Source organism: Streptomyces sp. NPDC057565 (assembly GCF_042801455.1).
Classification (GTDB): Bacteria; Actinomycetota; Actinomycetes; order Streptomycetales; family Streptomycetaceae; genus Streptomyces; species Streptomyces yanii.
On the sequence record NZ_JBHVFU010000001.1, the window covers coordinates 735,323 to 759,605 of the forward strand.

The following is a 24,283-nucleotide window of genomic DNA, read 5'->3' on the forward strand; positions in this document are numbered from 1 at the left end:
CGACCGGCTGAATGCGTGTGCCGAATCGGCGGAACACCGAGGCGTTCCGGCCGGCCCCGAGCCGCGTTCCGTCCCGACCGGCACGGTCACGTCGGAGGCGCTCATGCCGCCAGAGGCCTGTCCTCCGGCGCGATGGGGGCAGGCAGCACGGTGGAGCCACTCAGGTACCGGTCCGTCGCGGCTGCGGCGGACCGACCCTCCGCGATGGCCCACACCACCAGGGACTGGCCACGCCCTGCGTCACCGGCGATGAAGACCCCGTCCGTCCTGGTGGGGACCGTCCGCGCGGCCTGCTCGACCGTCTCGGCCGTGAAGGCGGAATTCCGGGCGAAGTTCCCCCGGTCGTCCAGGGTGAGGCCGAGCTGCTTCATGAGGCCGGTGCCCCGTTCGGGACCGTAGAAGCCGAGGGCCAGCAGGACCAGATCCGCCGGGATCAGATGCTCGGTGCCCGGTCGCGGCCTTCTGACGACGGGCTCCACCTTCGCCAGGCGCAGTCCGCGCACGTGGCCGGCCCCGTCCCCTTCGAAACGGAGGGTGGCGGAGGCGAAGACTCTCGGATCCGCGCCCTTCCGCCCCCGGGCCTCCTCATGGGCGTGGGAGATCCGATAGACCTTCGGATATGTGGGCCACGGCTCGGTGTCCCGCCGGGTCTCGCCGGGCTCCGGATTGATATCCAGCTGCACCACGGAGCTCGCGCCCTGGCGCAGGGCGGTGCCGAGACAGTCCGACCCGGTGTCCCCGCCGCCGATGATCACGACGTGCTTGCCCTCGGCGGTGACAGGAGGCGAGACGTAGTCGCCCTCCCTCACCCGGTTCGCGAGGGTCAGATAGTCCATGGCCTGATGAATGCCGGCCAGCTCGCGACCGGGGACGGGCAGCTCACGTTGTCCCCTGGCTCCTATGGCGACGACCACCGCGTCATGGCGTCTTCTGAGTTCGGTGGCATCGAGATCGCTGCCGACGTCCACACCCGTGCGGAACTTGGTTCCCTCGGCCCGCATCTGCTCGATGCGGCAGTTCAGATGGTGCTTCTCCATCTTGAACGCGGGGATCCCGTAGCGCAGCAGCCCGCCGATGCGGTCCGCCCGCTCGTAGACGGCGACGGTGTGACCGGTGCGGGTGAGCTGTTGCGCTGCCGCCAGTCCGGCGGGTCCGGAGCCGATGACGGCGACGGTCTTCCCGCTGAGCCGCTCGGGCGGTTGCGGTGTCGCGTACCCGCGCGCCCAGATCTGGTCGGCGATCGCCTGTTCGACGTTCTTGATCGTCACTGGATCGGCATTGATGGTGAGCACGCACGCGTCCTCGCACGGCGCCGGGCACAGCCGCCCGGTGAACTCCGGGAAGTTGTTCGTTGCGTGCAGGCGCTCGGCGGCGGCCCGCCAGTCGGCCCGTGCCGCGTAAGCGTTCCACTCGGGGATGAGGTTTCCCAGCGGGCAGCCGTGGTGGCAGAACGGTATGCCGCAGTCCATGCAGCGTCCTGCTTGCTCGGACACGAGTGGAAGGCGTGGCTGGCCCGCGTAGACCTCGTCCCAGTCGCTCAGCCGTTCATCGACGGGGCGTGCCGGGGCGGGCCGGCGGGGAACTTTGAGGAAGCCGAAAGGGTCGGTCATGCGCCGCCTCCGTCGCCCCTTGCGGTGTATCGGCGTTTCGGCCAGCCTACGCCTGCTTTCTACCGCTTTCATCGTCCTGTGGACTCAGGGACCCGTCCGGGCGGACCTGCCCGTGCTGTACGTGGCGGCCACCACCGTGCGCGGGCCGAAGTTGCCCGGCACGCTGCGACTCCTGCACCGTCGGCGTGCGGTCCGGATTCTGGCCGGCCTCATCCTGGCGGGCGGAGACGGCTCGTCCTTCGATAGGGTGCCGCTCGACAGTGACAATCCGTGGGGGAGACGTAGGCTGATGAGTGGTCAGCAGCAGGACCGGAGCAGTTCCTCTCAGGTTTTCCAGCCGCTCGGGGGAGACGATCCGACCACCATCGCCGGATACCGGCTGGCCGCCAAGCTCGGCGCGGGCGGCATGGGCAAGGTGTATCTGTCGTACACGCCCGGCGGGCGGCCGGTGGCGATCAAGGTGATCCGCCCCGAATTCGGGGAGGACCCCGAGTTCCGGCGACGGTTCGCCCAGGAGGTCCAGTCTGCGCAGCGGGTGCAGGGCTTGTTCACCGCGCCCGTCATCGACGCCGACACCGACGGTGCGCAGCCCTGGCTGGCCACCGCGTACGTACCGGGCCCGTCGCTCGCCGATGCGGTCGTCGCGCACGGGGCGCTGCCTGTCGAGACGGTACTGCTGCTGATCGCCGGCATGGCCGAGGCCCTGCACGTCATCCACGGCGCGGGCATCGTGCACCGCGATCTCAAGCCGTCCAATGTGTTGCTCGCCGCGGACGGGCCGCGCGTCATCGACTTCGGTATCGCCTACGCCGCCGACGCGACCTCCCTCACCGGCAGCGGCGTGACCATCGGCACCCCGTCGTTCATGGCCCCCGAGCAGGCCGCGGGGCGCAGGGTGACCGCGGCCACCGACATCTTCGCGCTCGGCCAGGTCGCGGCGTATGCGGCGACGGGAACGCCCGCCTTCGGCGAGGGGACCTCGCACGGTGTGCTCTACCGGATCGTCCACGAGGAGCCCGACCTCACCGCCGTCCCGGAACGACTGACCGAGCTGGTCACCCGCTGCCTCGCCAAGGACCCCGAGGCCAGGCCGTCGATCACCGAGGTCATCGGGCTCTGCCAGTCCGCGAACGCGGAGACGGTGCTGCGCCGTCCCGAGGACTGGCTGCCGGGCGTGGTCGCCGCCGACATCACCGTGCGCACGGCGGCCCCCGCCCCGGTCCAGACCCCGCCGCCGCCGGCCTCCCTGCCGTCCGCCGCCTATTCGCCCACCACACCGGTGGCGCCGGCCACCCCGCCCCCGGGTTACGGACCGCCCGCCCCGCAGCCGGCCCCTCAGCAGTACCCCACGCCTGTCCGGGCGCAGGCCCACGCCCACGCCTACGCCCCTACCCAGGTGCCGGCGCACGCCCAGGTGTACCCCGGACCCTCCATGCATCCGGCGGCCCGGCAGCCGAAGCGGGCGGGCAAGCGGGGCGCGGTCATCGCCCTCGCCGCCGCGCTGGTCCTCGGCATCGGGGGTGGCGGCACTGCGTACTTCCTGCTCAAGGAAGAGGGACAGCAGACGCAGGGCAGCGGACCGTCGAAGGGTGAGCAGACGGACAGCGGGGACCGGACGGCCGATCAGAAGCCGGATGCGAAGCCCGCACCGAAGCCCGCACCGAAGCCCGCCGTCTACAAGGGCATCAACCTCACAGCCGGCTACCACCTGACGCTCGGGGACGACGACGTCCGGCCCCAGCAGGGCGAAGACGGCGGGTACGAACTCTCCTACGACACCGGCGGATACCTCGACGCGGAGACCCAGGACGGGAACCTGGTGCTGCTCGATCCGGGGCAGGAGGGTTCGCTTGCTGCCTGCCGCGCGGACACCCGGTTCACCAAGAACCTCTATCTGAACAAGCTCTCGAAGGGACGGCAGGTCTGTGTCACCACAGGTACGGGACACATGGGGCTGTTGACGGTCCAGGGCTTCTCGGCCGAGGGTTCGCCCAGCACATACATGACTCTGGACGTGACCGTCTGGCGCAACGCCGTCGGTGCCGACTCGGGCAGTTGAGCCTCCGCCGGGTGGCACGTACTCCCTTGACGGGACGCATGCGACGGCGTCGCCATCCCGAGCCGGTTCACCGCCGCGGAGATGTCGGGGGAGGTCAGGACCGTGCGGTCGAGCCGGTCCTCGGGTCTGCGCGGCCCGGTCCAGGCGGCCGCAGCCGCGCCCACCTCCTCGGCCGGACACAGCAGGCGGCCCACCGCATGGACCGGCGCCGATGGACCACTGCGCCGGTCCTGCGGGCGAAGCATTCGCCGCACCTGACGCACGTCAGCGCAGCACGGAACGCGCGATGCGGAATCCCACGTCGTCGATCCGGAAGGTCGGGTGGCTGCGACGCCGCACCGAGGCCCGGCAGCTCCAGTGCTCGTCGAACCAGCCACCGCCACGCAGGACCCGGTAGCTGTCGTAGACCTCCGCGTCGTAGATGTCCCAGCACCACTCCCACACGTTGCCCAACATGTCGTACACGCCCCACGCGTTGGGCTGCTTGCCACCCACGTCGTGAATCCGCTCGCGGGAGTTGCCGCGGTGCCAGGCGATCTCGTCGAGGTGCCCGTACCGCGCCTCGGCCGTACCGGCACGACACGCGTGTTCCCACTCGGCCTCGGTAGGCAGCCGGTAGCCGTCAGCAGATGCGTCCCACTCGATGCCGTCGGCGTCAGTGCGGAGGCGATAGGCGGCTGCCAACCCCTCTTGCTGGGAAAGGGTGTTGCAGAATCGGACCGCGTCCCACCAGGACACGCCTTCGACGGGCAACCGGTCGCCTTGCGCGCTGCTCGGGCGCTGACCGGTGACCTGCGCATAGTGCGCCTGAGTGATCGGGAACGCCGCCAACCGATAGGGAGCGAGCTCGGTCGACCAGCTCCGCTGCGTGCGCCGGTCCGACAGCGTCACCCGCCCCGGCGGAACGGCGATCAGCTCGATTCCTGCGTTCATGTCCATAAGCAGGCGATCATACTGAGGCGTGATCGTCGTTGCCTCGGAGCTGCCCGCGGGTTGAGCTGCGGAATTTCGGGAACCGATGTTGGCCGACACCGGCCTTGCCGGGTAAGGGACTTCAGCTGGACGCCGCACGGCCGTGGGCGGTCGTGCGGCACAGCGCGGGGGGCGGGCTCCGGAGGGGATACGACATGGCACCACACCGACGAGCGACGGCAGATTGGTGCCCCTCGCACCCGAGGGCAGTCAAGGGGATGTCGACCGAGGCGATGTTCGTGCCGTTCCTGGTTTGCCGAGAACGTTGCGGATGCGAGTGGCCACGTGCAGGTTGAGCCGGGTCTCGACATCGCTGAGATCGTGGTCGGTGATCTCGCGGATGCGCCGGAGGCGGTAGCGCACGGTGCTTCGGTGGATCTGGAGAACGTCGGCAGTGGTGTCGTAGCTGCCGCCGCTCTCCAGGTAGCGCGAGAGCGTGGTGACCAAGTCGGTGTGGTGCCGTGCATCGTACTCCAGAAGAGCTCCGAGCCATTCCCTGACGAAGCGGTCGGTCTCCCGTTCGCCGTCCCCGGTGCCCATCATGCGGCAGATGCCGATGTCCTCGAAGCTGGTGCTGCCGTGCGGTTCCGGAGATCTGCGCCGTACGGTGAGAGCACGGACGGCCCCGTCGTAGGAGTGCGGCAGATCGGTGAAGAGGTCGCAGCGGCTGCCGATGCCGACGGCCCCGGTCGCCGTGCCGAGGTCCTGCGCCACGGCTCGGTACAAGGAATCCCCGGGATCGGGACCCGCCACCAGGACGACGGTGGTGGTCCCGCGGGCACCGATGAGCACATCCAGTCCCAGGCGCTGGGCCGCCCGCGCGACGGCATCGTCCAGCGTCACCTCCGCCGCTGCTCCGTCCCACTGCAGCACGGCGATGCGGTGCGGCCCGTGAAGGTCGTGACCGAGGGCGGCCGCATGGACGAACACGCCGTCGGTCGCCTCACCGGAGATCAGCCTTTCGACCAGGTCGTGGCGCAGCCTCGGCTCCAGCTCGGCGAGAGCGCGCTCGTGGGCGAGCTCGGGGGCCAGGGCCAGGCCCGTCTCCTCCAGCGCCGCGGTGTCCAGCTTCCCCGCCCGTCGGTCGGGATCCACCAGGGCGACCAGTCCGAGCAGGTCGCCCGACGCCTCGATGGGGACGACCAGTCGGTCCCGGTCGCGGACGGCGCCCTGCCGGCGCCGTACCTGCCGCAGCAACTCGTCCCGGGACCGGTTCGCCGACCCGGGGCGCGATCCGCCGCGGCCGGGACCTGCCCATGCCCGCAGATTGCCGAAGGGATCCTCGGTCAGTGCGGAGAATCCCGTGTGATCGTGCAGGGCCCGGAGCATCCCCTGTTCACCCTTGCCGGACGCCCCGACACGGGTGAGGGCTCGGTGAAAGGCGTTCTGGTACGAAAGGGCCGACACGGTGGCGCTGAGATCGACCCCCGGTCCGGGCTCCTCCGCGGTCGGCCACTGTTCCTTCTCGGCGTGGGTGGACTTCTCCCATGGCCGGCCCAGTCCCGCGAGTGCGGCTGCGGCCTGCCGGGCGAGGAGCTCGGCGTCGGCGGCCTCCTCGGCCGAGGGAGTGTCCAGTATGCGAACGACGAGGTAGCCAAGACAACGCCCGCGGTGGCGCAGCGCCAATGCCCACAGGCAGTGGCCGTCCTGGTCGTCCCAGCGCCCGCTGCCGCCCTCCAGCGCAGCGATCCACCGGTCGACGCCGTCGGCCGCCGTCGGTTCGTCGTCCGTCACGGCAGGCTCGGCCGCCGTGGCGTTCGCCGCCACGATGCCCGGCGGGGAATGACCGGAGCCGGCCGTGGAACACCGGCGGCACCGCTGCGCGACGCCGTGGTGAGCTGCATAGGCCGCTTCTGCCGCGAACGGCCCGGTGACGGCGATCGCCGCCATGGCCGCCCACACCACCTCACGTCCGTCGGTCGCGTCGAACATCGCCGTCGTGAGACGGAGGAACGTGTGCCGGCCGGCCCAGCGCTGCGGGTTCGGGCGCACACCACACACCGTCGATGATCCGGAGCGGACAGCATCCATCGGAGATCCATTCGTGTCTCGACACAGCAGCTCTCCGCTTTTCACGCTACGCCGTCCGGCGTCGGGCCACCTCAGCCGGCCCTGCGGACGCCCTGACCTCACGGGGCGGGCGGGCCTGCCCGGATTGGTCCTGCCGGGGCAGGGAAACGGGTGCGCCGCCGCGCCACCCTTTCCCCATGTGGGGCCGCGAGCGGGATCGTGATCCCGGCAGCCGCGGCGTTCGGTCAGTGCCGCGACGGAGGAGAATCCCATGGCCAAGGCAGTAGGCATCGACCTCGGCACCACCAACTCGGTCATCGCGGTCTGGGAGGGCGGTGAGCCCACCGTGATTCCGAATGCCGAGGGAGCCAGGACCACCCCCTCGGTGGTCGCCTTCTCCGACACCGGCGAGCGCCTGGTCGGACAGCTGGCACGCCGGCAGTCGATCCTCAACCCCAAGGGCACCATCACCTCCGCGAAGCGGTTCATCGGACGTCGCTTCGACGAGGTCCCCGAGGAGGCCAAGGCGGTCTCCTTCGACGTGGTCGAGGGACCGGGCGGGGTGGCCCGCTTCGGGGTGCACGGCAAGCAGTACGCGCCGGAGGAGATCAGCGCGCAGGTGCTGCGCAAGCTGGCCGAGGACGCGGGGAGGTCACTCGGCGAGCGGGTGACGGAGGCTGTCATCACCGTACCCGCCTACTTCAACGACGCTCAGCGACAGGCCACGAAGGACGCGGGAAAGATCGCCGGTCTGGAAGTTCTGCGGATCATCAACGAGCCGACCGCCGCAGCCCTGGCCTACGGTCTGGACAAGAAGGGCCATGAGACAGTCCTGGTCTTCGACCTCGGCGGTGGCACCTTCGATGTCAGCATCCTCGACGTCGGCGACGGTGTGGTGGAGGTCCGGTCCACGGCCGGCGACTCCCACCTGGGCGGCGACGACTTCGACCGCCGGCTGGTGGACCATCTGGCGGATGCGTTCCAGAAGACCGAGGGCATCGATCTGCGCAAGGACCCGCAGGCCCTGCAGCGCCTGTTCGAGGCGGCCGAGAAGGCGAAGACCGAACTGAGTTCGGTCACCCAGACCCAGGTCAGTCTGCCGTTCGTCACGGCGGATGCCTCCGGGCCCAAACACCTCACCGAGACCCTCCGCCGCTCCACCTTCGAACAGATCACTGCGGATCTGGTGGAGCGCTGCCTGGCCCCGGTCAAGCAGGCGATGGGCGACGCGAAGATCAGTGACAACGACATCGACGAGGTCATCCTGGTCGGCGGGTCGACGCGTATGCCGGCCGTGCAGGCTCTGGTACGGCGCCTGACCGGCGGCAAGGACCCCAACATGAGCGTCAATCCGGACGAGGTGGTGGCGCTGGGCGCCGCCGTTCAGGCCGGGGTGCTCAAGGGCGAGGTCAAGGACGTCCTCCTGCTGGACGTCACTCCGCTCTCACTGGGCGTGGAGACCGCGGGCGGTGTCATGACGAAGATCATCGAGCGGAACACCACCATCCCCGCCCGGCGGTCCGAGGTCTTCTCCACGGCCGAGGACAACCAGCCGGCCGTCGACATCGTGGTGCTGCAGGGGGAACGCGAACTGGCCGCCGACAACAGGGTGCTGGGCCGCTTCAGGCTGGAGAACCTCAGGCCCGCCCCCCGCGGGCAGACCCGGATCGAAGTCACCTTCGACATCGACGCAAACGGCATCCTCAAGGTAAGCGCCAAGGACAAGGACACCGGCGCCGAACAGTCGATCACGATCAGCGAGGGATCCAACCTCGACCAGGCCGAGGTCGATCGGATGATCGAGGAGGCCGAGCGCAACCGCACCGCCGACCAGGCGCTGCGCCAGGCCATCGACGCCCGTAACGAACTCGACGCCGCCGCGTACCAGGTGGAGCGCCGGCTGGAAGAACTCGGTGACGCCGCGCCACAGCACGAGCGCGCCCGCGCCGAAATGGTCATCGAGGAGGCGCGTACCGCCGTCAAGGAGGAGGCACCCGTGGACCACGCCCGCGCCGTCGGCTCCGAACTCCAGCAGATCTACGCCGCACTGGCCACCCACTCCGCCGCGGCGGCACAGACCGCGGACCAGGGCGCAACGTCCGCCTCGGGCCGGCCGTCCGGTGACGACGACGTCATCGACGCCGAGTTCGACCGGGGCTGAGGTGACGTCATGTCGGAACATGACCAGGCACCTCCCGCCGGGGACGCAGCTCGGACGGAGCATCCGCAGGAAGAGGCACCCGCACCGCAGGGCCCGTCCGCCCTCGAGGCCGAGGAGCTGGAGGACCGGTGGCGGCGAGCCCTCGCCGATCTGGACAACCTCCGCAAGCGGTATGCCCGCGACCGCCCCCGGGAGTTGGAGGCGGAACGAGCCAGGGCCACGGCCGCCTGGCTGCCGGTCGTCGACAACCTCGAACTGGCCCTCGCCCACGCCGACGCGGACCCCGAGACGATCGTCCGCGGTGTGCAGGCGGTGCGCGATCAGGCCCTGGACGTCCTGAGGAGCCTCGGCTATCCGCGCCACGACGAGACCGGTGTCCCCTTCGATCCCGTGCTGCACGAGGTGGTTTCCGTGGTCGAGGACCCGGACGCCGCCCCGGGCACCGTCGTCCAGGTGCTGCGCCCCGGCTACGGCGACCCCGACCGCCAACTGCGACCGGCGGCGGTAGCGGTCAGCCGGAAGCAGGAGTAAGCCGCCATGGCACGCGACTACTACGAGGTGCTGGGCGTCCCCCGGACGGCCGACGCGGCCGAGATCCAGCAGGCATTCCGCACCCTGGCCCGCCGTCACCACCCGGATGTCAACAAGGATCCGGCCGCCGAGGAGCGCTTCAAGGAGATCAACGAGGCGTACGGAGTCCTCTCCGACCCCGATACCAGGGCCAGGTACGACCGGTTCGGCGCCGACTTCCGGCAGATCCCGGAGGACTACGACGAGAGGGTCGCGGCGGCGCAGGGCTTCCGCGGGGCCGGAGCGTACCGCGGCGGCCCCTTCCAGGGGGGCCGGGGCGCGGGCCGCGGAGGCGCCCGGGTCTGGACGGAAGGGGACTTCGACACCGCCGGCTTCGACTTCGAGGACCTCTTCGGGGGTGTGTTCGGCGGCCGGGCGGGCCGCGGGTCAGGGCCGGCACCCGGCGCCGACCAGGAGGCCGAGCTCACCCTCACCGTGGAAGAGGCCTACCGCGGTGGCAGGCGGAAGATCACCCTGGGTGGCCCCGGCGGGGAGCGCAGCTACGACGTGAACATCCCCGCGGGTGTCGTCGACGGGCAGCGCATCCGGCTCGCGGGGGAGGGCGGCCGGGGCCGCGGCCAAGGCGCCGCGGGGGATCTCTACCTCCTGGTCCGTATCGCCCCCCACCCCCGGTACCGGCTCACCGGCCGCGACATCCACGTCGATCTGCCGGTCACACCCTGGGAGGCCGTCCTGGGGGCGACCGTGCCGGTCACCGGCCCCGGCGGTACCGCCAAGGTCCACGTCCCCCCGGGGACCTCCACCGGCCGGCGGCTGCGGCTGCGAGGGGAGGGGATGCCCCACCCCAAGGGATCCGCCGGTGACCTCTACGCCGAGATCCAGGTGATGGTGCCCTCGTCGCCGAGCCCGCGCGAACGCGAGTTGTTCGGGGAACTGGCCGGGGCCTCGACCTTCGACCCGAGGAAGCAGGCATGAGTGACGATCAGCGTTCTCCCGGCGAAGACGCCGCACACGGCCGTGCCTTCGCCCAGTATCCCCTGGTCCGGATCTGCCGGAGCACCCCCTACGAGCTGTCCCTGTCCGGTGTCGCCCGACGCAGCGGCCTCTCGCCCGACCTGGTCCGCCGTTTCGTGGCCCTCGGGCTGCTGGACGCCGAGCGGGACGCCCACGGGCGACTGTGGTTCCGTACCACCGCTCCGACGGCCATCGCCCGCGTGCAGCGACTGCGGGCCGGTCTGTCGCTCAACTACGCGGCCGTCGGGGTCGTGCTGGACCTGCTCGACCGTATCGATCTTCTGGAGAGGGCGCTGCGGCGCAGCCAACGAGCCGCCGAGGAGCGAACGCAATGGACATGAACCGCCTCACGCAGAAGTCCCAGGAAGCGCTGCAGGAAGCGCAGAGCGTGGCGGTGCGGCTCGGCCAGAACGAGGTCGACGGGGAGCATCTGCTTCTGGCGTTGCTCGATCAGCAGGACGGCCTGACGACCCGGCTGCTCGCCGGCGCCGGCGCCGACCCGGCCGCGCTGCGGGGCGCCGTCGAAGCCGATCTCGCCAAGCGCCCGCGCACCACCGGACCGGGCGCCGCCCCCGGCCAGGTGATGGTCACCCAGCGCCTCGCCCGATTGCTCGACACGGCGGAGCAGGAGGCCAAACGCCTCAAGGACGAATACGTTTCGACCGAGCACCTGGTTCTGGCCCTGGTGGACGAGGGCTCGGCCACCGCCGCCGGCCGACGGCTCGCCGAGCAGGGCGTCACGAAGGACACCTTCCTCGGGGCCCTCACTCAGGTGCGTGGCCACCAGAGGGTCACCTCCGCCAACCCGGAAGCCGCCTACGAGGCTCTGGAGAAGTACGGCCGCGACTTGGTGGTGGAGGCCCGCACCGGTCGGCTCGACCCGGTGATCGGCCGGGACGCAGAGATCCGGCGGGTGATCCAGATCCTCAGCCGCAAGACCAAGAACAACCCCGTTCTGATCGGCGAACCCGGCGTCGGCAAGACCGCCATCGTCGAGGGTCTGGCCCAGCGGATCGTGCGCGGTGACGTACCGGAGGGGTTGCGGGACAAGACGGTGTTCTCGCTCGACATGGGCTCGCTGGTGGCCGGAGCCAAGTACCGCGGCGAGTTCGAGGAACGCCTCAAGGCCGTCCTGGCGGAGGTCAAGGGTGCCGAGGGCTCGATCCTGCTCTTCGTCGACGAACTGCACACCGTCGTCGGTGCCGGCGCCGCCGAGGGCGCCATGGACGCGGGCAACATGCTCAAGCCGATGCTGGCCCGCGGCGAGCTGCACATGATCGGCGCCACCACACTGGAGGAGTACCGCAAGCACGTCGAGTCCGATGCCGCCCTGGAACGCCGTTTCCAGACCGTCCTCGTGGACGAGCCGACCGTCGAGGACGCGATCTCCATCCTGCGTGGGATCCGCGAGCGCCTGGAGATCTTCCACGGCGTCAAGATCCAGGACGGCGCACTGGTCGCCGCCGCCACCCTCAGTCACCGCTACATCAGCGACCGCTTCCTCCCCGACAAGGCCATCGACCTGGTCGACGAGGCGTGCGCGCGGCTGCGCACCGAGATCGACTCCATGCCGGCCGAACTGGACGAACTCACCCGTCGGGTGACCCGGCTGGAGATCGAGGAGGCGGCCCTGGCCGAGGAGACCGACCCGGCAAGCCGTGCCCGCCTGGACGACCTGCGCCGGGAACTGGTCGACCTGCGGAGCGAGGCGGACGCCAAACATGCCCAGTGGGAGGCCGAACGTCAGGCCATCCGCCGCGTCCAGGAACTGCGTCAGGAACTGGAACGCGCCCGGCAGGAGGCCGAGGAAGCCGAACGCGCCTACGACCTGAACCGCGCCGCCCAGCTGCGCTACGGCACCATCAGCGAGCTCGAACGCCGCCTTGCCGCCGAAGAGGAGCAACTCGCCGTCAAACAGGGCGAGACACGACTGCTGCGCGAGGTGGTCACCGCCGAAGAGATCGCCGAGATCGTCTCCGCCTGGACCGGCATCCCCGTCACTCGGCTCCAGGAAGGCGAACGGCAGAAACTGCTGCGCCTGGACGAGATCCTGCGCGAGCGGGTCATCGGCCAGGACGAGGCCGTACAACTGGTCGCCGACGCCGTGATCCGGGCTCGTTCCGGAGTGCGCGACCCGCGCCGGCCGATCGGCTCGTTCATCTTCCTGGGCCCCACGGGCGTCGGGAAGACCGAGCTGGCCAAGACCCTCGCCGCCGCGCTCTTCGACAGCGAGAGCAACATGATCCGCCTCGACATGAGCGAGTACCAGGAGAGGCACACCGTGAGCCGCCTCGTCGGCGCACCTCCTGGATACGTCGGTTACGAGGAGGGCGGCCAGCTCACCGAGGCGGTACGCCGCAAGCCGTACTCCGTCGTCCTCTTCGACGAGATCGAGAAGGCCCACACCGACGTCTTCAACACGCTGCTCCAGGTCCTGGACGACGGCAGGATCACCGATGCCCAGGGGCGAACCGTCGACTTCCGCAACACCGTCGTCATCATGACCTCGAACCTCGGATCCCCGTACCTGCTCGAGGACGCCACCGACGCCGGCGACATCAAGCCCGAGGTACGGGAACTCGTGATGGGCGAGCTCAACAGCCACTTCCGGCCCGAATTCCTCAACCGTGTCGACGACATCGTCCTGTTCCACCCGCTCGGCCTGGCGCAGATCGAACGCATCGTCGACCTGCTCCTCGACGAGCTGCGCCGCCGCCTCGCCGACCAGCGCATCTCCCTCGTCCTCACCGAACCGGCCCGCCGCCTCATCGCCGCCGAAGGCTACGACCCGGTCTACGGCGCCCGTCCGCTGCGCCGGTTCATCTCCCACGAGGTCGAGACCAGGATCGGCCGCGCGCTGCTCAGCGGCGAGGCGACCGAGGGCGTGACGATCCTGGTCGACGCCCAGGACGACGAACTGACCTTCACTCTCCAGGACGAGCCGCAGGAGTCGTCATGAGCGCCTCCCCGGTCAGTCACACCGTCCGCTGCGGCACCTGCGGCAGGACCAACCGTGTGCCCGCCGCCGCACAGGGCCGCCCCCGGTGCGGCAACTGCCGAGCTCCGCTGCCCTGGATCGCCGAAGCGGGGGACTCCGATTTCGGCACCGTCGCCGAGCAGGCCGGTCTGCCGGTCCTCGTCGATCTCTGGGCCACCTGGTGCGGCCCCTGCCGGATGGTCGGCCCCGCTCTGGAGAAGGTCGCCAACGACCTGGCCGGCCGCATCAAACTTGTGAAGGTCGACATCGACAAGTCACCGGCGCTCGCCCGGTGCTTCGAGGTCCAGGCCGTCCCCACCCTGCTGGTTCTCGACCGGGGCCGGACCATCGCCCGCCAGGCCGGCGCGGCGTCGGCTCCGGTGCTGCGCCAGTGGGTGGAGCAGGCACTGACGGACAGCGCCCAGCCCGCCTGACCGACCCTGGAGGTCGCGATGACCATCCCGCCCGACCCACACCTCTCGCTGGTCCGACCCGTCACCGCCAGGACCCCGCAGGGGTGCGAGGAATGCCTGCGCCTCGGTTCCGCCTGGGTCCATCTCCGGCTCTGTCTCACCTGTGGCCATGTCGGATGCTGCGACTCGTCCCCGATGCGCCATGCCCGCGGACATGCCGAGACGGCCGGACATCCCATTGCGCGGTCCTTCGAGCCCGGTGAGGACTGGCGCTGGTGTTTCGTCCACGAAGCCATGGTCTGAGCTCTCCCGCTCTCATCCGCCCCAAGGGAAGTGCACTGTGACCGCTGAAACGCCCACGCCGCATGACGCGTACCCGCAATTGACGGGCGACCAGATCCAGGTGCTGAGCGCCTGTGGACAGTGGTGGCCGACCGTCGAAGGCGAACTGCTCTATCAGGCGGGCAGACCCAGTCAGGAATTCTTCGTCGTCCTCAGCGGCACGGTGGCCGTGGTGGATGACCATGGCGGTCACGAGAGGACCTACCAGCTCCATGGTCCGGGGAGTTTCCTCGGCGAGCTCGGCCTGCGCGAGGGTCAGGCCGCCTTCCTCAGCGCCGTGGTCCGTGCCCCCGGTGAGGTCCTGGTGGTCGGTTCGGCCGAACTGCGCGACCTGCTCGTCCGCGAACCCGCGCTCGGCGACCTCATCCTGCGCGCCTACTTCCTGCGCCGGACACTGCTGGCCGGGATGGCCACCGGTTTCAGGGTCATCGGCTCCGCGTTCTCCCCGGACACCCGGAGGCTGCTCGAGTTCGCCGCCCGTAACCGGCTCCCGCATCGTTGGATCGATCTGGAGAAGGACACCGAGGCCGAGGCGCTGCTGCGCCGTGTGGGAGTGACACCCGAGGAGACCCCCGTGGTCGTCTGGCACGACGACCGGGTGCTGCGCAACCCCACCGACGCCGAGCTGGCACGGGTGATGGGCCTGCGCTCCGACACCCCCACAGAAGCCGTCTGCGATCTGCTGGTGGTCGGCGCGGGGCCCGCGGGGCTGGCCGCGGCCGTGTACGGGGCCTCCGAAGGACTGGCCACGGTCGTCCTGGAAGCCGTGGCCACCGGCGGTCAGGCCGGAACCTCCTCCCGGATCGAGAACTACCTCGGATTCCCCGCAGGGATCTCCGGAACCGAACTCGCCGAACGCGCCGCTCTCCAGGCCGACCGGTTCGGCGCCCGGATCACCGTCCCCGCCGAAGCCGCGCGCCTGGAACAGCGGGACGGGTCCCACGTCGTGACGCTCACCGACGGTGCCACGATCTCCGCCCACACCGTCGTGGTGGCGACCGGCGCCCGGTACCGGCGCCTGCCCGCGCCCGGCGTCGAACGGCTCGAAGGAGCCGGGGTCCACTATGCCGCCACCCTCTGGGAGGCGAGAAACTGCCGCATGGACCCCGTGGCCGTCGTCGGCGGCGGCAACCCCGCCGGCCAGGCCGCGTTGTTCCTGGCACGTCAGTCGCCCGCGGTGCATCTGCTCGCACGTGGCGGCGACCTCACCCAGAGCATGTCCCGCTACCTGATCGACCGGATAGAACGGCACCCCCGGATCGATGTGCGCGTGAACACCGAGGTCCGGCAAGTCGCCGGCAGCGACCGGGTCGAGTCCGTTCTCGTCCAGGACAACAGAACCGGCGAACGGCAGGTGCTGGCAGCGCGCGCCCTGTTCGTCTTCATCGGCGCGCACCCCGCCACATCCTGGCTCGACGCGGCTGTCGGCCTGGACCCGCAGGGCTTCATCCGCACGGGCCAGGACGTGGTCGACGTTCCCGCGAACCTCTGGCGCCACCTTGCCCGTGCCCCGCTCGCCCTGGAGACCGGTCTCCCGGGGCTCTTTGCTGTCGGCGACGTCCGCAGCGGTTCGGTCAAACGGGTGGCCTCCGCGGTGGGGGAGGGCGCGACGGCGGTCCGCCAGGTGCACGAGCACCTTCGGGGGGTGGGATCTCCGGGCATACGCCGACACGTGACGAGGGTCGCGATGACCCGAGCGTGAACAACGTGGCAACGCACGTCCGGCATGTCACTCCGGCAGGACGAAGTGGTCGTCAGCCGGGGGGCCCACCCTCGCGGTGGCCAGGAGTCCCCCAGGGGCTGTCGTCGCACGTACCTGCCTCCGGCCGGACAGCGGCAGTTCGACGACAGACCCTGACCAAGGGCTGTCCCGTAATGCCGGGAGAGGCACTGGGGCGTGTGTCGGAAGTCCCGCCGTCCGCCCGAAGGGTGGGCCTGGCGGCGTCCGGTGCGTGCGATCGCAGGGCGGAGGGCCGTCCTCGTACGGGACGTACTTGGGCGAACCCGACAACGCGGCGAGCGTGCGTGCCGGGCGTCGCCGGGCAGGCGGGACTTCCGACACACGCCCTAGGCGTGCCGCTCTCCACTGGCATTCACCGTGCCGCGGAGGCCGCACGGATGCTGCTGAGGGCTGCAGCAACCACCGCTTGAGGCGTGATGTCGAATTCCTGGTAGAGACGCCGATAGTCGGCGGAGGCGCCGAAGTGCTCCAGACTGACGATGCGGCCCGCGTCGCCCACGATGTCGCGCCAGCCCTGACCGACGGCCGCCTCGACGCTCACCCGGGCCCGCACAGCGGGCGGCAGTACCGCGTTCTGATAGGAAACGGGCTGAGCATGGAACCATTCCCGGCACGGCATGGACACCACGCGTGCCTCGTACCCTTCGGCGACCAGCAGATCACGCGCCTGCAGGGCGATGTGCACTTCCGAGCCGGTCGCGACGAGGACGACGTCGGGCTGCCCGTCGGCACGGTCCACGAGGACGTACGCGCCGCGGGCCGCTTCCTCGGCCGGGGCATGCGTGTCGGTGCCCCGTTCCAGGACGGGCAGCGGCTGCCGGGTGAGCACGAGACCGGCCGGCCTGTCCTGATGCTCGATGATGGTGCGCCAGCAGACAGTGGTCTCGTTCGCATCAGCCGGCCGTACGACGTCGAGGCCAGGGATCGCCCGTAGCGCGGCCAGGTGCTCGACGGGCTGGTGGGTGGGCCCGTCCTCGCCCAACCCGATGGAGTCGTGCGTCCAGACGTAGGTGGCCGGGAGCCGCATGAGCGCTGCCAGACGGACAGCCGGACGCATGTAGTCGCTGAAGACGAGGAATGTGCCGCCGTAGGGACGTGTCAGACTCTGCAGCGCGATGCCGTTGAGGATTGCGGCCATGGCGTGCTCACGGATGCCGAAGTGCAACGTCCGCCCGTAGGCATTGCCCTTCCACTCGGCCGTTTGCTTGCCGACCGGGATGAAGGAGGGTTCCCCCTTCATCGTGGTGTTGTTGCTCCCCGCAAGGTCGGCGGATCCACCCCACAGTTCGGGCAGGACGGGCGCCAGCGCCGTCAGCACCTCGCCGGATGCCTTGCGCGTGGCCATTCCGGCAGGGTCGGCGGGGAAAGTCGGCAGCTTGTCGGCCCAGCCATCGGGCAGACGCCGGTCGCGCAACCGGTCGAGCAGCGCGGCCCGGTCAGGCTGGGCGGCGCGCCACTTCTCATACACGCTCTCCCACTGGCGACGCGCAGCAGCGCCCCGCTCCCGCACCTTCCTGACGTGGGCCAGGACTTCGTCCTCCACGACGAAGCTTCGACCCGGGTCGAAGCCCAGCAAGGCCTTGGTGGCGGCGACTTCTTGGTCACCGAGCGCTGAGCCATGGGCCTTGCCGGTGTTCTGCTTCGTGGGGGCGGGCCAGCCGATGACCGTACGCAGCACGATCATGGACGGCCGCGAAGTGTCCTGCTTGGCGGTCGTGATCGCCGCAGCGAGGGCGTCGACGTCCTCGACATAGGAGCCCGTGTGCGTGAAGTCGACAGTCTGCACCTGCCATCCGTACGCGGAGTAGCGCGCGGCGACATCCTCGCTGAACGAGATCTCGGTGTCGTCCTCGATCGAGATGTGGTTGGAGTCGTAGAGGACGACCAGGTTGCCCAGTTCCTGGTGACCGGCGAGCGAACTCGCCTCCGATGTGACTCCTTCCATGAGGTCGCCGTCCGAGGCGACGACGTACACGTGATGGTCGAATGGGCTCTCACCCGGCGGGGCGTCGGGATCCAGCAACCCGCGCTCGCGCCGTGCCGCCAGCGCCATCCCCACCGCGGCGGCCAGCCCCTGGCCCAGGGGGCCCGTGGTGACCTCCACGCCCCGGCTGTGGCGGTATTCCGGATGCCCCGGCGTTGCGGAGCCCCAGGTGCGGAGCTGCTTGAGATCCTGCAGCTCCAGTCCGTACCCGCTGAGGTACAACTGGATGTAGAGAGTGAGACTTGAGTGCCCGCAGGAGAGCACGAATCGATCGCGTCCCAGCCATTGGTCATCGGCGGGGTCGTGGCGCATCACCTGCTGGAACAGCAGATAGGCCAGCGGGGCCAGGCTCATCGCGGTTCCCGGATGACCGTTTCCCACCTTCTGGACCGCGTCAGCGGCCAGAACGCGCACGGTGTCCACCGCTCGTACATCCAGCGGACCCCAGCCCACCGTGTCCGCGACCGGAAGTGCGAGCTTTGCATCACGACCCGCAATCATTCCGGTGGCTGCCTGTTGCTCGTCCATGGCATTGCCTTTCTGGTTGCTTCGACGACCTCTTGGGTGCCTCGGTTTGCCCGGCGCCACAGCGCCGGCCTGCGTATCCGCGCGTACGGGTAGGGAAAGGCCCCGCTCGGTGCTTTCACCGGAGGCGGTCGTCGGGCGGTGGGATTTCTGATGGCCCCGGACGAGAGGGAGGGGCAGCCGGCCTTCGACGCCGGTCGACCGATGCACCGCGCCCGCGGGCTCGGACTCCGGTGAGCCGCGGCGGCGCCCAGGGCCGTACGCGTGCCCCAGGCGGCAGGAGCCACTCGAACCCTCTGACGCGGGCTGAAGCATCCTCGCTGTGCTCGCCGGTACGGCCGCATGCGCTCACTGCTCCGAGCAGGGGCACCAGTAGTCCGATGCGCAGTCGTCGGCCCAGCATCGGGCTCCCATCGCCGCTCTGCCGTGACGCGTCATTATCAACAGGCATTGCCGTGACTGAATGCCGCGACATGCCGTTGACGAACGGCTCCCGGCGGAATGCCGGCGAACCGATGGGCTGGGCCGACGAATCGCTCGGGCACCGGGGCGCCGGCCGACGGAAGGCTTGCGGGGACGCATTGTCATCGCGCGCCGTGGGCGCATCGGACCGGTGCTTCCCTGACGCACGGTCTGCTGCAGCCACTGCCTTCCCTGCTCCTTCGGCCGGCGCGCACCCGCATGGCTCAGCACCGTTGGCGTCGCACTCCGGCAGGTAATAGGACAGAGATAACGGTGGCACGGAGGAGTGGACCGAAATGCAGATCGTTGTCGACCTCAATCGGTGCCAGGGTTACGCGCAATGTGTGTTTCTCGCCCCCCAGGTGTTCGAACTGCATGGCGAGGAGTCCTTGATGTTCAGGCCGAGCGTGCCCGACGATCAACGTGAGCGCGTCCGACGCGCGGAGGCGGCCTGTCCGGTACAGGCCATCCTGGTCGGTGAGCCGGCCGGCCTCGGCGCCTCGTGATCGGCGAGGGCCGGATCGTCGTCGTCGGTGCGTCGCTGGCCGGTCTGCGCGCCGCCGAGTCGCTGCGCGAGGAAGGCTTCGCCGGATCGCTGACCCTGGTCGGGGAGGAGCCGCACCCCCCGTACGACAGACCACCGCTGTCCAAGCAGGTGCTGCTCGGGCGGGTGCGCGCGCAGGACGTCGCACTGCCGAGCCGCAGTGCGGTGGACGCCCGGTGGAAGCTCGGTGCACGTGCCGTCGGGGTCGATCCGATCGAGAAGCGGGTGATGCTCGCCGACGGCGAACAGCTCGCCTACGACCGGCTGCTGATCGCCACCGGAACCCGGGCCCGACCCTGGCCGAACGCCGACGAAGCCCGCCTGGACGGCGTACTCACCCTGCGTACGAACGACGATGCGGCCCGCCTCGCCGAACGCCTCGACGCCGGACCGCGCCGGGTGCTGGTGATCGGCGCCGGATTCATCGGTTCTGAGATCGCCTCCGCCTGCCGGGAGCTCGGTCTCGACGTAACGGTCGCCGAACGCGGACCTTCGCCCCTCGTCGGTGCGTTGGGCGGGACACTCGGCACCTATGCCGGGAAGCTGCAACGCGCGCACGGCGTCGACCTGCGCTGCGGTGTGACCGTCACCGCGCTGAAGGGCCGCAACGGCCGGCTCACCGGCGCCGAATTCTCCGACGGCGGCCGGATCGACGCCGATGTCGCCGTGGTCGCGCTGGGCGCCGTCCGCAACACCGAATGGCTTGACGGATCAGGTCTGGCCGCCGGCCCCCGCGGCGTCGCGTGCGACGCGGGGTGCCGAGCCTTCGACATGTACGGGATCGTCACCGACGATGTCTTCGTCGCCGGAGATGTGGCACGCTTCCCGCACCCGCTCTTCGAGTATCAGATGCTGTCCCTCGAACACTGGGGCAATGCGGTTGCGCAGGCCGAGGTGGCGGCCCACAACATGATCAGCCCGGGGCCACGCAGGCGGCCCCACCTGACCGTGCCCGCCTTCTGGTCCAGCCAGTTCGGACTGAACATCAAGTCCGTGGGCGTACCGACCTTCTCCGACCACGTGGTCATCGCCCAGGGCTCGCTGCGCGAGGGGCGCTTCGTCGCCGTCTACGGCTACCGGGGACGCATCACCGCGGCGGTCAGTGTGAACCGCGCCAAGTGGCTGGAGCACTACCAGTACCTCATCGAGACGGCGGCACCGTTTCCTCCCGCGCCCGGTGCCGCCGACCGGCCCGGGGCGTTCGATCCCGTCCCCTCCGACGTGCCGTCCCCACAGCTGCTCTCGCACGGCCCGACTGTGGCTCTCACCGGTCATCTGCCGGACAGGCACCTGACTCTGGTGCGGCACGAACCGCCCCCGACCGCCGCCCACTGTCGATGAGGAGCCCCACGCATGCCCCCGGACACCCTCTTTGAGCGCATCACCGATTACGCGAACCGCGCCGACCCGTATCCGCTCTACGCGGAACTGCGCGAGAGCGGGGTGGTGCGGCAGGACAACGGCAGCTACCTCGTGGGCACCTACCATGAGATCGCCGCCCTGCTTCATGACCCACGGGTCAGCTCGGACCTCCGTAACCGAATGGAGCCGGACCCGGACGCCGCTCTGGCCAGGTCGGACGAACTGCCGCCGTCCTTCATCGGTGTCGACGACCCCGAACACGACCGGCTCCGCCGCCTGGCCATGCGCCCCTTCGGCCCGCCGCACTCCCCGGGACGGATCGACGCCCTGCACGGCGACATCACCCGGATCGCCGAGGAATTGATCCACGCGTTCCATGACAAGGACCGGATCGACCTCGTCGACGACTTCGCCTACCCGCTCCCCGTCACCGTGATCTGCCGGCTCCTGGGCGTGCCCCAGGAGGATGTGCCCCGTGTCCGCGCCTGGACGAACGCGATCATCGCCGGTTTCGACCCCACGCCCGGGGAGGACCCGGAGCAGCGTCGGCGTTCGGCTCAGGAGGCACGGATGGCGATGGCGCACTATCTGGGCGGACTCGCCGAAGAGCGGCGCGGCCACCCGACCGGGGACATGCTCTCCGCCCTTGCCAATGACGAAGGACCCGAAGGGCGCCTCACACATCCGGAACTGATGGCCACAGCGGTACTGCTGCTCATCGCCGGTCACGAGACGACCGTCAACCTGATCACCAACGGCATGCTCACACTGCTGCGCCACCCCGACATCCTGGAGCAGCTGCGCGCCGCGCCCGAACTCCTTCCGAGGGCGGTGGAGGAACTGCTGCGTTACGAGCCCCCCGTTCACTTTCTGCCACAGCGCTCACCGCTCACCGATATCGACGTCGCGGGCATCACCGTCCCCAAGGGCGCACCCCTGATCCTCGTGCTGGCTTCCGGTAACCGGGACCCCCTGAGATTCCATGACCCCGACCGTTTCGACCCGATGCGCGAGGACAATCAGCACTTCGGCTTCGGCAGCGGCATTCACAACTGCTTCGGCGCCCCGCTCGCCCGTGTCGAGGCGCAGATCGCGCTCGACGCGCTCCTCCGCCACCTCGTCGACCCCCGTCTGGTCGAGGACCCGCCTCCGTACCGGCGCAGCCCGGTGCTGAGAGGTCCCCGCCATCTCCTGATCGAGCGCGCCGCGGGAGCGTAGGCCCGCGGTCGTGCCCGGCCGGACATCGATGTGCGGACCCCCGAAGGTGCCCACCGCGTCGGCGGGCACCTTTCCGTGTGCTTTTGGCGAAGCGCCGGGTCTCAGCCCTGCATGGGCCGGGAGGTGCCGCGCAACCCCAGCGTCGCCATGACGGCTCCCAGCAGGCAGAGGACGCCGGTGACGGCAGCGGCGGTGTGCATACCGTTCATGAACGCCTGACTGCTGCCCTCCACCACAGCCGACTTCAACTGGTCGGACATGGAACCGGAAACCGGGGCGATGCCCATGGCCACCGCGTCCTTGGCATCTGCCAGCCCGCCCGCGACGGCCGGGGGAACCCCGGCGTCGGTCAGCTCGCCGACGAGCGTGGCGCCGACCCGGCTGCTGATGAGCGAGACCAGCACCGAGGTGCCCAGCGCGCCGCCGATCTGCAGAGCGGTGGCCTGGAGGCCGCCCGCCACGCCGCCTTCCTTGACGGGGGCCTGACCGACGACGGCGTCCGAGGAGGCGGACAGGACCGTGCCGACGCCCAGGCCGAGCGCGATGAACGGCGGCCACATCGTGGCGTACGACGAGCCGGTGTCCCAGGTCAGCATGGAGAAGGTCGCGACGGCCTGGAGCACCATGCCCAGCGGCATGGAGAGCCGGGAGCCGAAGCGGCCTGTCAGCGCTGCCCCCAGAGGGGACGCCACCAACGAGGCAAGGCTGAGAGGCAGCGTTCGCACTCCGGCCTCCACGGGCGAGAAGCCGCGCACGTTCTGGAGGTAGAGCATCACGAAGAAGATCACACCGAGCATCACGAAGAAGTTGAGCGCGGTGACGATGGTGCCGACGGTCAGCGCCCGGATGCGGAACAGGCGCATCGGAAGCAGCGGGTGCTCGACGCGGGTTTCGTACCAGCCGAAGCCCACCAGGATCAGCACGCCGACTGCGACGACGCCCAGGGTGCCGACGGAAGTCCAGCCCCAGGTCTCGCCCTTGACGACGCCGAAGACCATGCACAGCAGGCCCAGTGCGAGAAGGATGACGCCGGGGACGTCGAAGCGATGGCTGGCGCTGGAGTTCTTGCTCTGCGGCAGCACGGCCGCGCTGACGAGGATCGCGATCACGCCGATGGGGGCGTTGACGTAGAAGACGGACTCCCAGCTGACGTTCTCGACCAGCAGACCGCCGACGATGGGACCGAGCGCCGTGGAGACGGCCGAGACCATGGCCCATATGCCCACGGCCATGCCGAACTTACGCGGGGGGAAGACGGCGCGCAGCAGGCCCAGGGTGTTGGGCATCAGCAGACCCCCGAAGAAGCCCTGTGCCGCCCGGAAGACGATGACGCCGTCGATGGAGCCCGACAGACCGATGGCGACCGAGGCGAGAGTGAACCCGACGACGCCCACCATGTAGTAGGTGCGCCGGCCGAAGCGGTCGCCGAGCTTGCCGCCCAGGATCAGGGAAGCCGCCAGAGCGAGCAGGTAGGCGTTGGTGACCCACTGGAGGTCCGCGGTGGACGCCTCGAGCGCGCGGCCGATCTCCGGGTTGGCGATGGCGACCACGGAGGCGTCGAGCTGGACCATGAAGAGGCCGAAGGCGACCGCCAGGAGCGTCAGCCAGGGGCTGGAGCGACGCCCCCGCTCAATCACCGCCTGGGGCGGGGAGTGAGCGGGCTGGGACGAGTGATCCATGGTGGTGGACGGCATGGAAGTGCCTTGTCTGTCGAGAGTGGTGCCGGAGCAAGGATGGGAGAACGCGCTGCGCCCCGGCCGCCGCGGGCGGCCGGAGCGTTCCGTCTCCGGGCAGGGGAAGGCTCCGCGGGCACAGAGACAGTCGTGCGCGCGGTGGGTCGCGTCCCGGGCGGGGGACTGCGGGATCTATTCGGGCGCGGGCGCGGGATGCAGGTGTCGCGCCAGCGAATTCAACGCGCCCACTGCCGAACCCAGGGCGTCCATCTCACCGTCGGTGAGGGACTGCAGGGCGCGGGAGATGTGCTCACCCTCGAGGCGCCGGACTTCGGCCAGCTCCCGTCGCGCCCTCGACGTGGGATACAGATGCGCGATGCGCATGTCGCCGGCGTCCCGCCGGCGCTCCAGCAGCCCCTTCTCGGTGAGCTGGGAGACCAGGGCGCTGACGTTGTTCGGCCGCATCAGAAGGGCGTCGGCGGCTTCGCGCACCGTGGCGCCCTCCTGCTGCGAGACGAACCGCAGCAGCGCGAGCTGACCCTCAGGTGGCTTGGGTTTCGGGAAATCCCGGGCGACCCGGCGATCGAGGGACCGATTCAGCGCAGGCAGGCACGCCGCGAGCGCGGAGGCTACGCGGTCGATGTCCTGAGCGGGCGTGCGGGAATCGGGCATGCCGCGATATTAG

General features: G+C 70.1%; 17 protein-coding genes and 1 pseudogene. 12 read left to right on the forward strand and 6 right to left on the reverse strand.

Annotation, left to right across the window (positions count from 1 at the left end):
* Positions 1 to 101 precede the first annotated feature (101 nt).
* Positions 102 to 1,610, reverse strand: coding sequence for a glutamate synthase subunit beta (locus ACFU8W_RS03050; protein ID WP_384031703.1), 1,509 nt, complete (start codon positions 1,608 to 1,610; stop codon positions 102 to 104).
* Between the two features lie 289 nt (positions 1,611 to 1,899).
* Between ACFU8W_RS03050 and ACFU8W_RS03055 the strand changes: the two genes are divergently transcribed.
* Positions 1,900 to 3,669: a serine/threonine-protein kinase gene (locus ACFU8W_RS03055; protein ID WP_384031705.1), complete on the forward strand. Its 1,770-nt coding sequence runs from the start codon at positions 1,900 to 1,902 to the stop codon at positions 3,667 to 3,669.
* Positions 3,670 to 3,933: 264 nt separating this feature from the next.
* Here ACFU8W_RS03055 and ACFU8W_RS03060 read toward each other — a convergent pair whose 3' ends face one another.
* The gene (locus ACFU8W_RS03060; RefSeq protein WP_384031707.1) at positions 3,934 to 4,608 is read right to left on the reverse strand and encodes a formylglycine-generating enzyme family protein; all 675 of its coding nucleotides are present in this window, start codon (positions 4,606 to 4,608) and stop codon (positions 3,934 to 3,936) included.
* A 243-nt stretch (positions 4,609 to 4,851) separates the two neighbouring features.
* The gene (locus tag ACFU8W_RS03065) at positions 4,852 to 6,633 is read right to left on the reverse strand and encodes a PucR family transcriptional regulator (RefSeq protein WP_384031709.1); all 1,782 of its coding nucleotides are present in this window, start codon (positions 6,631 to 6,633) and stop codon (positions 4,852 to 4,854) included.
* Between the two features lie 289 nt (positions 6,634 to 6,922).
* Here ACFU8W_RS03065 and dnaK point away from each other — a divergent pair, with 289 nt between their 5' ends.
* The 8 genes from dnaK to ACFU8W_RS03105 are packed head-to-tail and all read left to right on the forward strand — an operon-like array spanning position 6,923 to position 15,791.
* Positions 6,923 to 8,812 carry a molecular chaperone DnaK gene (gene dnaK, locus ACFU8W_RS03070; protein ID WP_384031711.1) on the forward strand — a complete coding sequence of 630 codons (1,890 nt, stop codon included), beginning with the start codon at positions 6,923 to 6,925 and terminating at the stop codon, positions 8,810 to 8,812.
* Between the two features lie 9 nt (positions 8,813 to 8,821).
* Complete coding sequence (locus ACFU8W_RS03075; RefSeq protein ID WP_384031713.1) at positions 8,822 to 9,343, forward strand: nucleotide exchange factor GrpE; 522 nt, start codon at positions 8,822 to 8,824, stop codon at positions 9,341 to 9,343.
* 6 nt (positions 9,344 to 9,349) lie between these two features.
* Positions 9,350 to 10,318, forward strand: a complete 969-nt coding sequence (locus ACFU8W_RS03080) for a DnaJ C-terminal domain-containing protein (RefSeq protein WP_384031715.1) — start codon at positions 9,350 to 9,352, stop codon at positions 10,316 to 10,318.
* Positions 10,315 to 10,698 carry a chaperone modulator CbpM gene (locus tag ACFU8W_RS03085; RefSeq protein ID WP_384031717.1) on the forward strand — a complete coding sequence of 128 codons (384 nt, stop codon included), beginning with the start codon at positions 10,315 to 10,317 and terminating at the stop codon, positions 10,696 to 10,698. Before ACFU8W_RS03080 ends, ACFU8W_RS03085 begins: the two co-directional genes overlap by 4 nt.
* Positions 10,689 to 13,316, forward strand: coding sequence for an ATP-dependent chaperone ClpB (clpB, locus tag ACFU8W_RS03090; protein ID WP_384031719.1), 2,628 nt, complete (start codon positions 10,689 to 10,691; stop codon positions 13,314 to 13,316). The genes ACFU8W_RS03085 and clpB overlap by 10 nt, the downstream gene beginning before the upstream one ends.
* A complete protein-coding gene (gene trxA, locus ACFU8W_RS03095; protein WP_384031721.1) occupies positions 13,313 to 13,768 on the forward strand; it encodes a thioredoxin in 456 nt (151 codons plus the stop codon). The genes clpB and trxA overlap by 4 nt, the downstream gene beginning before the upstream one ends.
* Positions 13,769 to 13,786: 18 nt before the next feature.
* A complete protein-coding gene (locus ACFU8W_RS03100) occupies positions 13,787 to 14,050 on the forward strand; it encodes a UBP-type zinc finger domain-containing protein (protein WP_384031723.1) in 264 nt (87 codons plus the stop codon).
* Positions 14,051 to 14,087: 37 nt separating this feature from the next.
* The gene (locus ACFU8W_RS03105) at positions 14,088 to 15,791 is read left to right on the forward strand and encodes an FAD-dependent oxidoreductase (RefSeq protein ID WP_384031725.1); all 1,704 of its coding nucleotides are present in this window, start codon (positions 14,088 to 14,090) and stop codon (positions 15,789 to 15,791) included.
* A 365-nt stretch (positions 15,792 to 16,156) separates the two neighbouring features.
* On the opposite strand, the pseudogene tkt reads toward ACFU8W_RS03105, so the two are convergent.
* A pseudogene (gene tkt / locus ACFU8W_RS03110) lies at positions 16,157 to 18,342 on the reverse strand (transketolase).
* 755 nt (positions 18,343 to 19,097) lie between these two features.
* On the opposite strand from tkt, the gene ACFU8W_RS03115 reads away from it, so the two are divergent.
* From ACFU8W_RS03115 to ACFU8W_RS03125, 3 genes are read left to right on the forward strand one after another with little or no spacing between them, the layout of a single operon-like run.
* On the forward strand, positions 19,098 to 19,307 hold the full coding sequence (locus ACFU8W_RS03115; RefSeq protein WP_345520321.1) for a ferredoxin: 210 nt from the start codon (positions 19,098 to 19,100) through the stop codon (positions 19,305 to 19,307).
* The gene (locus ACFU8W_RS03120; protein ID WP_384031727.1) at positions 19,304 to 20,686 is read left to right on the forward strand and encodes an NAD(P)/FAD-dependent oxidoreductase; all 1,383 of its coding nucleotides are present in this window, start codon (positions 19,304 to 19,306) and stop codon (positions 20,684 to 20,686) included. Before ACFU8W_RS03115 ends, ACFU8W_RS03120 begins: the two co-directional genes overlap by 4 nt.
* 12 nt (positions 20,687 to 20,698) lie before the next feature.
* Entirely contained in the window at positions 20,699 to 21,925 is a 1,227-nt protein-coding gene (locus ACFU8W_RS03125) for a cytochrome P450 (protein ID WP_384031729.1), read from the forward strand.
* 101 nt (positions 21,926 to 22,026) lie between these two features.
* Here the strand turns inward: ACFU8W_RS03125 and ACFU8W_RS03130 are convergent, their stop codons facing one another.
* Positions 22,027 to 23,619 (reverse strand): DHA2 family efflux MFS transporter permease subunit, encoded by a 1,593-nt coding sequence (locus ACFU8W_RS03130; RefSeq protein ID WP_384031731.1) that lies wholly within the window; start codon positions 23,617 to 23,619, stop codon positions 22,027 to 22,029.
* Between the two features lie 171 nt (positions 23,620 to 23,790).
* Entirely contained in the window at positions 23,791 to 24,270 is a 480-nt protein-coding gene (locus tag ACFU8W_RS03135; RefSeq protein WP_384031733.1) for a MarR family winged helix-turn-helix transcriptional regulator, read from the reverse strand.
* Positions 24,271 to 24,283: the final 13 nt, after the last annotated feature.

Bases quoted from the DNA above. Each gene is read 5' to 3' on its own strand.
- ACFU8W_RS03050 (WP_384031703.1), bottom strand. From the start codon at position 1,610: ATGACCGACCCTTTCGGCTTCCTCAAAGTTCCCCGCCGGCCCGCCCCG.
- ACFU8W_RS03055 (WP_384031705.1), top strand. From the start codon at position 1,900: ATGAGTGGTCAGCAGCAGGACCGGAGCAGTTCCTCTCAGGTTTTCCAG.
- ACFU8W_RS03060 (WP_384031707.1), bottom strand. From the start codon at position 4,608: ATGGACATGAACGCAGGAATCGAGCTGATCGCCGTTCCGCCGGGGCGG.
- dnaK (WP_384031711.1), top strand. From the start codon at position 6,923: ATGGCCAAGGCAGTAGGCATCGACCTCGGCACCACCAACTCGGTCATC.
- ACFU8W_RS03075 (WP_384031713.1), top strand. From the start codon at position 8,822: ATGTCGGAACATGACCAGGCACCTCCCGCCGGGGACGCAGCTCGGACG.
- ACFU8W_RS03080 (WP_384031715.1), top strand. From the start codon at position 9,350: ATGGCACGCGACTACTACGAGGTGCTGGGCGTCCCCCGGACGGCCGAC.
- ACFU8W_RS03085 (WP_384031717.1), top strand. From the start codon at position 10,315: ATGAGTGACGATCAGCGTTCTCCCGGCGAAGACGCCGCACACGGCCGT.
- clpB (WP_384031719.1), top strand. From the start codon at position 10,689: ATGGACATGAACCGCCTCACGCAGAAGTCCCAGGAAGCGCTGCAGGAA.
- trxA (WP_384031721.1), top strand. From the start codon at position 13,313: ATGAGCGCCTCCCCGGTCAGTCACACCGTCCGCTGCGGCACCTGCGGC.
- ACFU8W_RS03100 (WP_384031723.1), top strand. From the start codon at position 13,787: ATGACCATCCCGCCCGACCCACACCTCTCGCTGGTCCGACCCGTCACC.
- ACFU8W_RS03115 (WP_345520321.1), top strand. From the start codon at position 19,098: ATGCAGATCGTTGTCGACCTCAATCGGTGCCAGGGTTACGCGCAATGT.
- ACFU8W_RS03125 (WP_384031729.1), top strand. From the start codon at position 20,699: ATGCCCCCGGACACCCTCTTTGAGCGCATCACCGATTACGCGAACCGC.
- ACFU8W_RS03130 (WP_384031731.1), bottom strand. From the start codon at position 23,619: ATGCCGTCCACCACCATGGATCACTCGTCCCAGCCCGCTCACTCCCCG.
- ACFU8W_RS03135 (WP_384031733.1), bottom strand. From the start codon at position 24,270: ATGCCCGATTCCCGCACGCCCGCTCAGGACATCGACCGCGTAGCCTCC.